Below are 14,876 nucleotides of genomic sequence, written 5' to 3' on the forward strand. Positions count from 1 at the left end.
CGGATCTACGACCCTGACCGAGGTGGCGGTTTTTTCTTCGCCGCTCCTGACTGCTTCGTGGTCTTCTTCCTGGTGGCGGACTTGCGGCGGGCTGCGGGTTTACCGCCCCCGGCAGCCAGCTTGTCGCGGCGAATCTGGAGCAGCTCCGCCGCCCGCTCCACGGTGAGCGACTCCACCGTGTCGCCCGTGCGCAGCGAAGCATTGACCTCACCGTCGGTTACGTAAAGGCCAAACCGGCCTTCCTTCACCAGCATGGGATTGCCGGTGGTGGGATCTGCCCCGAGTTCCCGCAAGGGTGGTTTCACCGGTTGCCCCCGGCGGGTGCGAGGTTGGGCCAGCAACACCAAGCACTCCTCCAGGGTGATGGTGAAGAGTTGATCGGCCGACTCCAGGCTCCGGTTGTCCTTGCCCTTGCTGATGTAGGGGCCAAAACGGCCGTTTTGAACAACGATCTCGACACCATCGGCCGGGTCGGTGCCCACCACTCGGGGCAGCGACAACAATTTCAGCGCTTCTGCCAGGGTAACCGACTGGGGTTGCATGCCTTCCAGCAATGAGGCCCGCTTGGGTTTGTCATCGCCGGCAGCGGGATCGTCACCCACTTGCACATACGGGCCGAACCGGCCGGTTCGCACCGTTATGGCCAGGCCGGTTTCGGGATCATTGCCCAGGAGGCGGTCATCAGCAGGAGCGGCAATGATTGCAAGCGCCCGTTCCACCGTCAGCTCATCGGGAGGCAGATCCTCGGGAAGGCCGGCCTTGTCCTCCCCCCGCTGCACGTAGGGCCCGTAACGGCCAACCCTGACCTCAACCTGCTGCCCGTTCTCATCGCTGCCCAGCAGAATCGAGTTCACGGCCCGGGCATCGATCTCTCCCAAGCGATCCGAAACCGCGGTACGCAGGCCGTACTTCGCCACCCCGTGGGCGGATGTGTCCTCGGACTCCCCACCGGAAGGGCCGAAATAGAACCGGCTCAACCAGGGCACGGCCTCCCTGTCGCCCGAGGCAATGCCATCCAGGTCGTCCTCCATGCGAGCGGTGAAGGCGTAGTCCACCAGGTTGGGAAAATGCCGCTCCAGCAGGTTGACCACCGAGAAAGCCGTGAAGGACGGCACCAGGGCCGAACCCTTCTTCCACACGTATCCCCGATCGACGATCGTATTCATGATGGTGGCGTAGGTGGAGGGCCGCCCCACCCCCAACTCCTCCAATCTCCGCACCAAGGATGCCTCGGTATAGCGGGAAGGGGGCGTGGTGGTGTGACCTTCGGGGAGCAGCGCCTGAATGCCCAGCGGGTCGCCCGGCTCCAGCGCAGGCATGCGGCGCTCCGACTCCTCCTGATCGGATTCGTCGTCGGAACTCTCGGTGTACACCCGCCGGAAGCCCTCGTGGGTAATAACCGTGCCCGCCCCCGAAAACACCACGTCACGCCCATCGCTGGTGGTGCCGCCCAGGTCGACGCTCACCGTCTCGCCAACCGTGTCGGTCATCTGGCTGGCCACCGTGCGCTTCCATATCAACTCGTAAACCTGCGCCTCCAACTTGGGCACTTCGGCAGCCACCTCCTCGACAGAGCGGAACTGCTCCCCCGAGGGTCTTATGGCTTCGTGAGCCTCCTGGGCGTTCTTGACCTTCTTGGTGTACTGCCGGGGCTTCTCGGGCAGGTATCCGGGGCCGAACCGCTCCAGCACGACCTTGCGGGCCGCCTGCGCTGCTGTTTCCGACAGGGTTGTGCTGTCGGTTCGCATGTAGGTGATGTAACCCTTCTCGTAGAGCGCCTGAGCCATCCGCATGGCCATGTTCGCCGACAGCTTGAGCTTTCGGCCTGCCTCCTGCTGATAGGTGGAGGTCATGAACGGGGCTGCCGGGCGGCGGCGGTACGGCTTCACCCGTACGTCCACCACGGCCATCTCGGTATCAGCCAAACCCTGGGCCAGATCACGGGCGGCTTGCTCATCGAGTTGCACGTTGCCGAAAGAGCGGAGCTGGCCCTGATCGGTGAAATCCTTGCCGGTAGCCACCTTGGCCCCGTCCACCGAGGTCAACGATGCCGAGAAAGCACCGGGGTCGGTGGACTCACCCAACACCCGAAACTCGCCGCTCAAGCTCCAGTAGTCGGCAACCACGAAGCCCATGCGCTCGCGCTCACGCTCCACCACGATGCGGGTGGCCACGCTTTGCACCCGGCCGGCCGAGAGCCTGGGCAGCACCTTCTTCCACAGCACCGGGGACACCTCGTAGCCATAGAGGCGGTCGAGAAGCCGGCGGGCTTCCTGGGCATCCACCAGACGCCGGTCGAGATCGCGCGGTGCCTCCATGGCGGCTCGGATGGCCGCAGGGGTGATCTCGTGAAACACCATGCGCTTCACGTCAACACCACCCCTCGGGGACAGAACCTCCAGCAGGTGCCAAGCGATGGCCTCCCCCTCCCGATCCTCGTCGGTGGCCAGATACAGCTCGTCAACCCCCTTGAGCAGTTTTTTCAGCTTGCCGATCTGGTCCTTCTTGCCCGAGGACACCACGTACAGGGGCTTGAAGTCGTTGTCCACATCAATGCCAAGGCGGGCCCAGGGTTCGCCGCGGTACGCCTCCGGCACCTCCTTGGCGTTGCTGGGCAGGTCCCGGACGTGACCTATGGAGGACTCCACCACGTAGCCGGCACCCAAAAAGCCCGCGATGGTCTTGGCCTTGGCCGGGGACTCGACGATTACCAGGGCATTGGGCACGGGCAGAAACTACGGGTAGATGGGGCAGGGATGTCAAGCAGACCTTGGGCCCGCTGATTGGCGGAGTTCGCAATCATGCCTTTTTGGCGGCCCTGTTCGAGGACTCCGTGCGCCAGAGGATACCCATGCCGACCACGGCAGCAAACAATGAACCCGCCAGAATCCCGATCTTGGCTTCGTCGGCAATCTGGGTATCGTCAAATGCCAAACCGGATATGAACAGCGACACCGTAAAGCCGATTCCGGCAACCATGGCCAGGCCCACCATGTGTCTTCCGGTCATGGAAGTCGGAATGGTTACCAGGCCCAGGCGAGCAGCGATCCATGAGAAGCAGGAGATGCCCACCGTCTTACCCACCACCAGACCAAGAACAACACCCAGAGTTACCGGCGAGGAAACGGAATCCGAGATCACGTTGCTGCCCAGCTCCACACCCGCAGCCGACAGGGCGAATATGGGAATGATGATGTAGCTGGCGAACGGGTGGAGCATCTCTTCGATTCGCAAGCTCACCGGTTGCGATTCACGAATGTGGAAGCCCACCCTGCGAATGTCGGTGAGCCTGATCTGATCCTTCCCCTGGAGCCACTCGGCCCAGCCTCGGGCTTCGTCCTCGGATTGGAGTGGCTTGGCCGGTGTTGTAAAGCCCAGGATCACGCCGGCGATTGTGGCGTGGACACCCGATTCCAGCACTGCCAGCCAGAACGCCACCCCCAGCACCAGGTAAACCGGTAAGTACCAAACGCGAAGGCACCGCAACAGGTAGATGGCACCCCACAGGATTCCCGCCTCCAGCAGCCAGGCTCCCGACAGATCGCTGGTATAGAAAATTGCGATCACCAGGATGGCCCCGATGTCGTCAACAATCGCCAGGGTGAGAAGGAATATTTTCATCTCCCGGGGGATCCGGTCGCCGAGCAGCGATAGCAGGCCCACTGCGAAGGCAATATCAGTAGCCATGGGAATGCCCCACCCTTCCGCCCCGTCACCACCAACGTTGAGAGCGAGGTAAATGGCTGCGGGTACCACCATGCCCCCGAGGGCCGCTACTGCGGGCAGCGCAGCAAAGCGGGGATCCTTGAGATCGCCGCTTACCAACTCTCTTTTGATCTCCAGGCCAACCACGAAGAAGAACACCGCCATCAAGCCGTCGTGCACTATGAATTCCAGGTCGTGGTCGAACTTGTAGTCACCCACCGAGAACGAAATCGGGGTGTGCCAGAAGTCGGCGTAGGATTCCTGCCAGGGGGAGTTGACCCAAACCAGGGCGACCACCGCGGCAACGAGCATCAATACGCCCGCTGATGCCTCAATGGCCGCGAAGTGGTGGATGGGCCGGCCCACGAACTGGGCCAACTTGCTGGAACTGCCCAGAAAGGTCAGGTCGCTAAGCGGGTTCTTCTCAGCCATCGGCGGCAAAATAGCGCTTCGGGATCAGGTTCACTCAGTCACAGCCGCCGGATCTGCTCCCGGCTCGGCCTCGAAGCCGCCGGAGGGCAAACGAACGACCAGGCGGACCTCCGTCCCGTCGGGGCTGCTGTGTATCCCGATGTCATCGGTCAGCACCCGCATGAGGTACAGACCCAAACCCCGTTCGTAATCCAAACGGGCGGGATCGTCGGGCTCGGGGAGGATTTCAACCTGGTCGGGGTAGAAGCCGGAGCCGTGATCGGTGATGCGAACCTCGATGCGGTCGGAGGTGAGGGTGCAGCGAATCTGGATGGAATCGTCGCGACAGGCCCGGACGTGGGCCTCAATGGCGTTGGTGGCGGCCTCCGAGACCGCAACCTTCAGATCCTCCAGGCGCTCCCGGGTCAGGGAGGGATCCGTGGTGGCGGCCTCCACCACCAGTGAGCGGATCAACGACAGGTATTCCGGACGAGCAGGAACCTCCAAATCAAAGCAAGTGCTACTGGACATCAAGAGTCCAAATCAAAGCAAGTGGTATCGAACATCACGAGTCCAAATAAAAGCAAGTACTACTGGACATCACGAGTCGGAACCAAAATAAACGCTATCGAACATCACGAGTCGGAATGTCCGGTGGCCGCGGCCACCGAGTCGAATACATCCAGAACCCGGTCCAACCGGGTGATCTCGATGAGGTCGGAAAGCCGAGATCCCGCCATAACCAGCCGGATGTCCCCCCCAGCGCTCCGGACACGCTTGGCCGCGCCCATGAGAACCCCCAATCCGGTGGAATCGATGAAATCCACGCCGGAGAGATCTATCACCACGTTCTGCCCACCGGCACCGATCACCGATCGCAGCCGTTGCCGGAACCGGGGGGCGGTGGCCATATCAATCTCACCGGTAACGGTCAGGACCTCCCACTGGGCGCACGAAGCAACTACTACCCCGAATTCCACGAAAAATTAGACTAGCGCCCTGTTTCCGGTATGGCGGTCATTCCCCAACCATTGCCAACCCCATGATCCACCCTCACCACCGCATCGGGGAGGTTTCCGGTGTGGCGGTCATTCCACTCGGACCGTCAATTTCTCCTCGAGCCTCACGGTGGAGAACAGGCGGCCCACGATGGGAATTGCCGGCTCGGGATGATAGAGAACCGTGACCTGAAGCCGGCTGCCGGTGACCCGACCGCCCGCTACGCCCACATGCAAACGGGTTGGGTCCAATCCGGTCGCAGCCACCGCGGCGGTGCGGGCCGCCTCGACCGTGGGGGTTACCGCGGCGGCTCGGGCCGCTTCCCGGGTGGCGTGAACCACCAAAACATAATCACGCATCAGCAGACCCACCTGCACCAGAACCAGAACGACGGCCAACAGCAGTGGAAGCACCAGGGCGGTCTCAACAGCGGCTTGGCCCCGGTCACGACGACGAAAATAGCCGGGATCAGCGCAGCAGCACCGGGGAGGGGCCTCAACCGCGGCTTGGCCCCGGTCACGACGTTGGGTGCCGGCTCGCAATTATTCCGTAATCATGAGGCTCGGATCAGCTCACCAGACCAGTGATGTGGCGAAAGACTGCATCAAGCAGGTTGGCGATGCGGTTGGTCTTGGTAACCCAGGAAACCAGCAACATGGCCACCGCAGCCGCACCCAGCAGGATAAGGGCGTACTCAGCGGTGGCTTGACCACGCTCATCGCGCCATCGAGCCGGCCGGGGGTTCAATTTCAACAACAGTCGAAGCAGAATCATTGGGGGATCCCTGTATTGAAAATGCCGAAGGGGAAGGGAAAGAGCCTGTTCATTGCCGTATCGCAATAAGGATCTCAGCGATAACGGGTGCCAACGTGAGAAGGATGAAGGCGGGCAGTATGAAGATCACCAGGGGAAGTAAAAGCCGAAGAGGCAGTTGGCGAGCCTGCTCCTCGGCATGGCGGCGGCGCAGTAACCGGCTGTCGGTGGCAACCTGCTCCAGCGCGGGCTCCAGATCGATCCCGTAACGATCCCCGTCGATCAGCACCCGGGTTAGGGGACGCACTGGCTCACCAACCGTATCGGGCAACGGTTCCAGTGCATCGGCGAGGCGCATACCCGTATTGGCCTTTCGAGCTGCGCCGGCCAGGCCGCGCCCCACCGGACCCTGGAGCCGCTCCCCAACCGCAACCACGGCGAGATGAACATTGAGACCCGAAGAAATAGCCAACCGGAGCAGATCGACCACCTCGGGCATCTCCTCGGTGACCGCAACCCGATGCCGGCGGCGCTGCCGGGCCCGCCGCCTATGGGGGGCGACCCAAACCAGCAAACCCAGGGCGATCCCTGCCACCGGATGAACAACCAGAGCAATCACTGCGGCCGATGCGAACCCCAGAGCAGGACCAGTCCTCGAAGCAGGAGATGGCAATGGCACCGGGCTTGGAGATCGAACCTGGCGGGGCCGGGCCTGCCACCCCCACAAAACCACGACGGCCATCCACAACAATCCCAAAGCGATGGAGAGCCCCACCTCAACCCCGGGAGTTGACGATCTTGAGGCCGGAACCGATGTGACCGAAATGCACGGAGAGCCCCACCTCAACCCCGAGAGTTGACGATCCGGTGCATCCACAGCGCCCCGATGGCATCCAGTCCCAATCCGATGGCGAGAACCACCAAGCCGAGGCGAGTGGTGAACAGAAAGCTCGCAGCACTGTCACCGACCCCCGCGGAAAGAAGCATGAACCCCGCGGGCAGTGCCGCGATCATCATCGCCGAGATCCGAGCCTGTGAGGTTAGTGAGCGTGTCTCCAGGTTCAGCGCAGCCCGATCTCGCAATGTGGCGGCCACCCCGTCGATGGCCCGGGCCCGAGCTCCCCCCGCGGTGGCGGCAAAGGCCATCGCTGCTGCCGCCAGACCGGCACCGCTGCCGGGCCGGCGGTGGGCCCACCGCTCGAACACATCGGCGCTGCGAAGCCCCCGGCGCAACTCCGCGGCCAGCGGAGCCACCTCGTCATGCAAGGGGGGTGGGGTGCTGGAAGCCGCCTCCATCGTTGCCGGACCGAGTTGCAGACCGGTGCGCAGGCCGCGGGCAATGGCCTCCAGAAAACCGGGAAGCTGTGCTTCAAGAACCCGGTCGCGACGATGACGGTTGGCTCGCAACCCCACGAGGACACCCGTGGTAAGGACAACCGCACCGACCGGCGCTCCCACAAGCCCCGCCTGGACCGCACCGAATCCGGCACCCAGCAGGATCACCGCTCCCAACCCCCGACCAACCTGGGCCGGGGTCAAGTTCAGGTCGGCCAGAAGAGCCATTTTATGAACGGACCCGATGATGGTGGCCAGAACCGCCCTGACGGCATTCATTGTTCGAGCCACCCCCGATCGGCATGAACCGGGCTATCCGTGACGACCGCGTGCAATCTGACGGCATTCATTGTTCGAGCCACCCCCAATCGGGTGCGGACGCATCGGGTAAAGACCTATCGGCTTTGAGATCGAGCCACCCCCAATCGGGTGCGGACGCATCGGGAACCCGGGGTGCCAGCGCCGGCAAGCTGTTCAGCCCGTGCTCGTCGGCTATCCGATGCAACCGGGGACGGCTACCGTCACCCCGGTCGTCGGAACGATCAATCACCGCCACCGACGTGATGCACCGGCGACCCTGGGAACGGCGGGAGACATGAACCACCATGTCGATCGCGGCAACGATCTGCTCACGCACCGCGGCCAGGGGCACTGCCCCGCCATCCAGAAGCACCATGGTTTCCAGGCGGCTGATCGCATCGGCCGGGCTGTTGGCGTGGCAGGTGGACAGCGATCCCTCATGCCCGGTGTTCATGGCCTGAAGCATGTCCAGGGTCTCCGCCCCTCGAACCTCGCCCACGATGATGCGGTCGGGTCTCATGCGCAGGGCGTTGCGCACCAGTTGGCGGATGCTCACCGGGGTGACCCCATCGCTGTCGGCCGGCCGAGCCTCGAGGCGCACCACATGGTCGCTGGCCAGAGCCAGCTCGGCGGCATCCTCCACCGTCACTACCCGCTCACCGGGAGCAATGGATTCGGCCAGGGCGTTTAACAAGGTGGTCTTGCCCGCCCCGGCACCACCCGAAACCACCAGATTGCACCGGGCCGCCACCGCCCAGCGCAGGGCAGCCGCCACTCCGGGCGGGGCGAAGTCCTCCAGCGGAACGGGACGGACCGAGAAACGGCGGATGGTCACATAGGGACCGTCCACCGCCACCGGGGGTACCACCGCGTTGAGCCGGGAACCATCGGCAAGGCGAGCATCCACCATCGGGGAGCTGCGATCTATGCGACGGCCCAGCGGGGCCACCACCTGCTCGATGAGCAATTCGATGGTCTCCGCATCCAGGATGGTTCCGGTGGCCTCCAACCGGCCGAAGCGCTCCACCCACACCGGGCCGGGACCGTTCACCATGATCTCCGATACCGACGGATCCAGCAGGAACGGCTCGATGGCCTCCCGTCCCCCTCCACCCCGACTCCAAACCACGACCCTCAGACTCCCTCGAACAACCGGCCGAGAACCCTGACCCGGTGTCCAACGGCGCGCCTTGCCATTTCCACGCGTCAGACTTCCTCGAACAACCGGCCGAGAACCCTGACCGCTCCCTTGGGGACCCTGGTTCTCAGCATTCCGGCATCCACCGCTCGGGCGATGTCGGGATCGACGGCCACGGTGGCCAGAACCGGTGTGCCGGTAGCCCGCTCGCAGTCGGATCTGTTCAGGGCCCGACCGGCCTCGGTCACCAGCACCACCCCGCTGGGCCGCACCGGCATCGAAACCGTCCGGCGCAAAGCCAGGTAACACGCCCGGGTAACCAGCACCGACCGGTCGGCCCCGGCGGCCAGGTACCGACGCAACTCGCGGGAACCCTGGCATTGATTCGAACAATCGGTAGCGCCGCCCAGCACCCCCGCGTCCACTATTACGATGGCGTTGGCCGCGACGGTAGCGGTCGTCGCCCACTCCAGGAACTCATCGACCCTTCGAACGCTCAGCGGAGCCCGACCCCGGGGGAGCAGGGACAGGTTCGGCATCAGCTCTTCCAGCACCTGTTCCAGCGAGCAGGGAGCTAGATCGCTGCCGAGCCACTCCCCCAATCCGGATGATGCCTCGTCACGGCCGAACACCGCGGGCAGATCACCGCATAGATCCACCAGCAGAACCGGTCGGTCACGGTCCTGGGCGGCATGCAAACCGGCCAGGGCAGCGACCACCGTCGTTCCCGAACCCCCCTTGGTTGACCAGCAGGTCACCAACATGGAAACCTCCACGATTCGAACGCTTCGACAAGCAGGGGGGAAGTGAAAGTAACTTACAGCAAGAATAACTGATAATCAACAGAAAATGCTACTAAAAAGTAATTTACCGCAAAAACAACTGATAACTAATGGAACATATTGATTCAGCGGACCTGGTCCAACCGGGGAACATGGCACTAGGCTGGTCACCTCCAGGAGGTGTCTGAGTACCTGGTGGGCTCCCCCGCCTTCAAAGCGGGCGGGACGGGCGATCCCCGTCCGGCGGGTTCGATTCCCGTCCACCTCCGCTGGAACCGGTTGGAACCGGTTGGACAAAGGGGTTCAGACAGCCAGCAGGTCGCGGGCCCCGGTGTCGCTGCTGGGGTGGCGGAGCTTCGACATGGCCCGGGCCTCGATCTGGCGGATGCGCTCCCGGGTGAGATTGAAGTGCTCGCCCACCTCCTCAAGGGTTCGGGGTTCGCCACGATCAAGCCCGAAGCGAAGCTTGAGTATCTCTCTCTCCCGCTCGTCGAGCGGGCCCAACAGCCGGGTTATCTCCTCGGGCAGCAGCGCGGTGGCCGCCACTTCAAAGGGGGACTCGGCGGAGCGATCCTCAACCACATCACCCAGTTCGGCATCACCGTCCTCCCGCAGCGGCTCACTCAGGGACAGGGGCTCAGCAGCAAAGCGGAGGGCTTCGGTGACCTTGTCCTCGGAGAGATCCACCTCGACGGCCAACTCGGCCAGGGTGGCCGGACGACCCAGTTTCTTCTCCAGGTTGGCCCGGGCCTTCTGGAGACGAGCCAGCGTGTCACCGGCGTGGACAGGCAACCGGATGGTGCGGCCGGTGTTGGCTATGCCCCGGGTGATGGCCTGACGGATCCACCAGGTGGCGTAGGTCGAGAACTTGAAGCCCTTGCGCCAGTCGAACTTCTCAACCGCGTGCATCAACCCGAGGTTGCCCTCCTGGATCAGATCCAGCAGGGGCAAACCGGATGCCTGGTACTTCTTGGCAATCGAAACCACCAGACGAAGATTGGACTGGACAAAGCGTCGCTCAGCCTGCTCACCGACCTTGACGTGGCGGCGCAGTATCCGCCGTCGAGCCGGGGTCAGGCGATCAGGGGCATTGGGCCCGTTCTCCTTGTCCAGCAGGAGGAGGGCTCGCGCCTCGCTACCCTCCTCGATCTTCTGGGCCAGCTCAACCTCGTCGTCCTTGGTGAGCAGCGGGTACTGACCAATATCAGTCAAATAGAGGCGGACGAGATCCTCGTCGTCGCGCTCTACACGCTCCTTTGGCACAATCGCACCCTCCCGATTACCCACAAGTCGCTGGTGCCGCTGTCAACCCGGTCGACGCTGACCGGGCCAGAGACACGGATAATTGTTAGTTGACAAGGATACCCGCTTACTCATGGATGCGTCACCAGCGGAGGCCATCTTTTTTCTTGGTGTTCCAAGGCGAACTCAACTACCAGATGCTCAAGAGCAGAACTCGAAGGGGAAAGAGCAGCCAACCCGGTTGCTTGCCCCTCAGACCGTTCCTCCATCAAATCGGCGCTAACCATACGGGCAATGCGCATGACGGCCCCGTCGCTGACCGGCGACAACTGACCCATCACCCGTTCGAGCGCGAGCATGAGCTGGGGCAGAGCCACCTCATGCAGCGCAGCAACCGCTTCGGTTGGCACCGACTCCTCAATTAGGTTCAGCAACCGGGCCCATGCCCTGGTGGGAGGATGGATCCGATCGGGCCCGGCCAGGGCCGGCGAGTCGGGCAGTGCGGCCCGCCACCACTGGGCGTGCTGGCCGTAGCGGCGGCTGGATCGAGCCAGCAGAACCCGCGAGCGAGCATCCAGGGGTGACCCCTCAGCGGAACCAGCAGAACCCGCGGCCAGGTGCCCCTCGACCTCGAAGAGCCGTTCGGAAATCCAGGCCAAACCACCACAGGCATCGGCCAACTGCTCCATATCCATTCTCAGGCTCTGCTCATTCTCAGATTTTATCCATTCTCAGGCTCTGCTCATTCTCAAATTTTATCCATTCTCAGGCTCCACCCATTTTCAGGCTCCGGCTCCCCGGTAGCGATTGGTGATGGGCAGGCGGCGGTCTCGCCCGAACGCCTTGGCGGTGATGCGCACACCGGGAGGGTTCTGGCGGCGCTTGTACTCGGCCCGATCCACCAGACCGGTAATGCGATCCACCATCTCCGGTGCGTATCCCTGCCGGCACAGGTCGCCGGGGGTGAGGTCGTCCTCCACATAGGCCTCGAGCAGCGGATCCAGTTCCTCGTAGGGCGGCAGGCTCTGATCATCCCTCTGATCGGGACGCAGCTCGGCCGATGGCGGCTTCACCAGCACGTTTCCGGGAATGAGATCCCATCCGGCCCGCAGATTGCGATAGCGAGCAAAGGCGTACACCTGGAGCTTCCAGAGGTCTTTGATCACGGCGTAGGCACCGGCGGTATCGCCGTAGAGAGTTGAATAACCCACCGCGCTCTCGCTCTTGTTGCCGGTGGTCAGGATGAGCCAGTCGAATTTGTTGGACAGAGCCATGAGCAGCGTCCCCCGGATCCGGGATTGCACGTTCTCCTCGGCCAAACCGGGCTCCAAGCCATCGAACGACGGGGCCAGCATCTCGAGAAAGGCCCGGTGGCCGGGCTCCACCGGGATCACCCGGTGGTCGATTCCCAGGTTCCGGCCCAGGGCCTCGGCATCGGCCACCGAATGGTCGCTGGAGTACCGGGAGGGCATCAACACACCGTGGACACGGTCGGCCCCAAGGGCATCCACCGCAATCACCGCCACCAGCGATGAGTCGATGCCCCCGGACAACCCGATGCCCACATCGGTGAACCCGTTCTTGCGCACGTAGTCCCGGGTGGCCAGAACCAACGCCTCGTACTGCTCCTCCAACCCGTCCATACCGGGATCAACCACGTTGACTTCCCTGGTAATCGGCGGTGGCGGCAGCAAACCCGCTCGATCGGCCACATCCACCTCGGCCACCAGAAGATGCTCACAAAACGAGGGAGCTCTGGCAATGATGCGACCGTCGGTTGCCAAGACCAGGGAGTTGCCGTCGAACACCAATTCGTCCTGACCCCCCACCAGGTTGGCATACACGATGGGGCAACCGGTCTCGGCGACCCGACGGCGGAGAACGGCCAAGCGTTGGTCCGGCTTGCCGGCATGGTAGGGCGAGGCATTCAGGTTGAGGATGATCTCGGCTCCCGCCGCCGCCAGTCGCCCTACTGGACCACCCGGCACCCAGGCATCCTCGCAAATGGAAACGCCGACGGTCACCCCGGCCACATCGTGGGGCACAGGCTCACCATCGCCGGGACGGAAGTAGCGGCGCTCATCGAAAACCCCGTAGTTGGGCAGCTCCCGCTTGTAGTGGATTCCGATCAACCGGCCGCCGGCCGCGATTCCGGCGGCGTTGCGGCAACCACCCTCATCATCCACGAAACCAACCACGGCGGCGCAGGATCCCGATCCAGCCGCTATGCGCTCCATGGCCCTACGGCTGTCCCGAACGAACCCCTGCTTCAGGACCAGATCTTCGGGCGGATACCCGGTGATGGCCAGCTCGGGGAAAACCGCGACGTGGCAGCCGGCCCCCTCGGCGGCGGACAGAACCGCGAGAATTCGTTCGGTGTTGCCGTCTATGTCACCAACGATGGAGTTGATCTGACCCAGGGCCACTCGCAGTTTGGCCATTGCCACAGGCTAAACGGGCCGCGGCCCCCGACACTGCCAAAAGCCGGTTCTGGTGCCCGCGGGACAGCTGCTACACGGAGTAGTACATCTCGAACGGGACGGCAACTACACGGAGTAGTACATCTCGAACGGGACGGCAACTACACGGAGTAGTACATCTCGAACGGGACAGCTGCTACACGGAGTAGTACATCTCGAACGGGACGGCAACTACACGGAGTAGTACATCTCGAACTCGATGGGGTGGGGACGCAGGCTGACCGCATCCACCTCCTCCTGCTTGACCTCCAGGTAGGACTCCACCAGCCTGGTGCTGAAGACATCGCCGGCCAGCAGAAAATCGTGGTCATCCTCCAGAGCCCGTAGAGCCTCGCTCAAAGAGCCCGGCACCGTGGGAATGCCGGCGGCTTCCTCCGGAGGCAGGTCGTAGATGTTCTTGTCCAGCGGCTCGCCGGGGTCGATCTGGTTCTGGACACCATCCAGGCCGGCCATGAGCATGGCCGCGAATGCCAGGTAGGGGTTGGCGCTGGGATCGGGGCAGCGGAACTCCAGGCGCTTGGCCTTGGGGCTGTCGGAGATCAGCGGGATGCGGATGGCGGCCGAGCGGTTCCGCTGGGAGTAGGCCAGGTTCACCGGGGCTTCGTAGCCGGGCACCAGCCGCTTGTAGGAGTTGGTGGTGGGAGCGGCAAAGGCCAACACGGCCGGGGCGTGGCGGATCAAACCCCCGATGTACCAGCGGGCAAGATCGGACAGGCCGGCATAGCCCCGCTCGTCGTACATCAAGCTCTCCCCGTCCATCCACAGCGACTGGTGGGTGTGCATCCCCGAGCCGTTGTCACCGTAGATGGGCTTGGGCATGAATGTGACGGTGTGGCCGTGCTCGCGGGCCACGTTCTTCACCACGTACTTGTAGAGCTGCACCCTGTCGGCCATGACCAGCATCTCGTCGAACACCATGTCGATCTCGGCCTGGCCCGCGGTGCCCACCTCGTGGTGCTGAAGTTCGATTGGGATACCCACCGACTCCAGGGCCACCACCATCTCCGAGCGCAGATCCTGGAAGGTGTCCATGGGTGACAGTGGGAAATACCCCGTCTTGTAGGGGATGCGGTGGCCGGGGCTGGGCGCACCGGTGATGGAGGAGCGTCCGCTCTCGAAGATGCCCTCGGCCGAACGGATCTGATAACCGGCCACGTCGGGCTGGTTCTGAAAGGCCACGCTGTCAAAGATGAAGAACTCGGCCTCCGGCCCGAAATACGCGGTATCGGCAATCCCGGTGCTGGCCATGTAGGCCAGAGCGCGGCGCACAACGCCCCGGGGATCCTTGGCGTACATCTCGCCGGTGACCGGATCCTTGACATCGGCCAGGAGAACAAGGGTTCTCCGCTTCATGAAGGGGTCGAAGAACGCGGTGTCGGGATCGGGAATCAGGACCATGTCGGAGGCATCGATCGTCTGGAACCCTCTCACCGACGAGCCATCGAATCCGAGGCCGTCCTCGAACACCGACTCGGTCAGTTGACTGAGGGGGATCGAGAAATGGTGCTGCACACCGGGTACATCGGTGAAACGTATGTCCACGAACTCTGCGCCTTCGGACGCAGCCAGCGAGATGACTTCCTGGGGGGTTGACACTGCAATTCCTCCTTTTCCATTCCTACTCTTGCACAACGGGTAAGAACACCACGCATTGTCGCGTAGACGAGTTTCCAAAGATTTACTCGTTTGTGAATAGGATGTAAACGGCTAATCACGAGCTGGCCCATGACG

14 protein-coding genes and 1 tRNA gene are annotated in these 14,876 nt (G+C 63.2%); 1 reads left to right on the forward strand and 14 read right to left on the reverse strand.

Annotated features, from left to right (window positions below):
* Positions 1-5 precede the first annotated feature (5 nt).
* From topA to ACOGXC_RS12505, 10 genes are all read right to left on the reverse strand, one after another.
* Positions 6-2,726 (reverse strand): type I DNA topoisomerase, encoded by a 2,721-nt coding sequence (gene topA, locus ACOGXC_RS12460; protein ID WP_419918497.1) that lies wholly within the window; start codon positions 2,724-2,726, stop codon positions 6-8.
* A 73-nt stretch (positions 2,727-2,799) separates the two neighbouring features.
* Positions 2,800-4,137 (reverse strand): Na+/H+ antiporter NhaA, encoded by a 1,338-nt coding sequence (gene nhaA, locus ACOGXC_RS12465; protein WP_419918498.1) that lies wholly within the window; start codon positions 4,135-4,137, stop codon positions 2,800-2,802.
* Between the two features lie 30 nt (positions 4,138-4,167).
* On the reverse strand, positions 4,168-4,647 hold the full coding sequence (locus tag ACOGXC_RS12470; protein WP_419918499.1) for an ATP-binding protein: 480 nt from the start codon (positions 4,645-4,647) through the stop codon (positions 4,168-4,170).
* Between the two features lie 104 nt (positions 4,648-4,751).
* Positions 4,752-5,096, reverse strand: a complete 345-nt coding sequence (locus tag ACOGXC_RS12475; RefSeq protein ID WP_419918500.1) for an STAS domain-containing protein — start codon at positions 5,094-5,096, stop codon at positions 4,752-4,754.
* A gap of 108 nt (positions 5,097-5,204) precedes the next feature.
* A complete protein-coding gene (locus tag ACOGXC_RS12480) occupies positions 5,205-5,657 on the reverse strand; it encodes a TadE/TadG family type IV pilus assembly protein (protein WP_419918501.1) in 453 nt (150 codons plus the stop codon).
* Between the two features lie 25 nt (positions 5,658-5,682).
* On the reverse strand, positions 5,683-5,889 hold the full coding sequence (locus ACOGXC_RS12485) for a DUF4244 domain-containing protein (protein ID WP_419918502.1): 207 nt from the start codon (positions 5,887-5,889) through the stop codon (positions 5,683-5,685).
* A gap of 49 nt (positions 5,890-5,938) precedes the next feature.
* Positions 5,939-6,610 carry a type II secretion system F family protein gene (locus tag ACOGXC_RS12490; RefSeq protein WP_419918503.1) on the reverse strand — a complete coding sequence of 224 codons (672 nt, stop codon included), beginning with the start codon at positions 6,608-6,610 and terminating at the stop codon, positions 5,939-5,941.
* Positions 6,611-6,711: 101 nt separating this feature from the next.
* A complete protein-coding gene (locus ACOGXC_RS12495) occupies positions 6,712-7,482 on the reverse strand; it encodes a type II secretion system F family protein (RefSeq protein ID WP_419918504.1) in 771 nt (256 codons plus the stop codon).
* A gap of 67 nt (positions 7,483-7,549) precedes the next feature.
* A complete protein-coding gene (locus tag ACOGXC_RS12500) occupies positions 7,550-8,632 on the reverse strand; it encodes a CpaF family protein (RefSeq protein WP_419918505.1) in 1,083 nt (360 codons plus the stop codon).
* Positions 8,633-8,709: 77 nt separating this feature from the next.
* Positions 8,710-9,417, reverse strand: coding sequence for a hypothetical protein (locus tag ACOGXC_RS12505; RefSeq protein WP_419918506.1), 708 nt, complete (start codon positions 9,415-9,417; stop codon positions 8,710-8,712).
* A gap of 182 nt (positions 9,418-9,599) precedes the next feature.
* Here ACOGXC_RS12505 and ACOGXC_RS12510 point away from each other — a divergent pair.
* Positions 9,600-9,693: transfer RNA gene (locus ACOGXC_RS12510), tRNA-Sec, on the forward strand.
* A 33-nt stretch (positions 9,694-9,726) separates the two neighbouring features.
* On the opposite strand, the gene ACOGXC_RS12515 is transcribed toward ACOGXC_RS12510, so the two are convergent.
* The 4 genes from ACOGXC_RS12515 to glnA all read right to left on the reverse strand — a co-directional run bounded on the left by ACOGXC_RS12515 (position 9,727) and on the right by glnA (position 14,741).
* Positions 9,727-10,686 carry a sigma-70 family RNA polymerase sigma factor gene (locus ACOGXC_RS12515; RefSeq protein WP_419918507.1) on the reverse strand — a complete coding sequence of 320 codons (960 nt, stop codon included), beginning with the start codon at positions 10,684-10,686 and terminating at the stop codon, positions 9,727-9,729.
* A gap of 110 nt (positions 10,687-10,796) precedes the next feature.
* Complete coding sequence (locus tag ACOGXC_RS12520; RefSeq protein WP_419918508.1) at positions 10,797-11,360, reverse strand: hypothetical protein; 564 nt, start codon at positions 11,358-11,360, stop codon at positions 10,797-10,799.
* 87 nt (positions 11,361-11,447) lie between these two features.
* A complete protein-coding gene (locus ACOGXC_RS12525) occupies positions 11,448-13,106 on the reverse strand; it encodes an NAD+ synthase (protein ID WP_419918509.1) in 1,659 nt (552 codons plus the stop codon).
* A gap of 210 nt (positions 13,107-13,316) precedes the next feature.
* Positions 13,317-14,741, reverse strand: a complete 1,425-nt coding sequence (glnA, locus tag ACOGXC_RS12530; protein WP_419918510.1) for a type I glutamate--ammonia ligase — start codon at positions 14,739-14,741, stop codon at positions 13,317-13,319.
* Between the last annotated feature and the right edge of the window lie 135 nt (positions 14,742-14,876).

The sequence above is a fragment of the Candidatus Poriferisocius sp. genome, from assembly GCF_965202595.1.
GTDB lineage: Bacteria > Actinomycetota > Acidimicrobiia > Acidimicrobiales > Bin134 > Poriferisocius.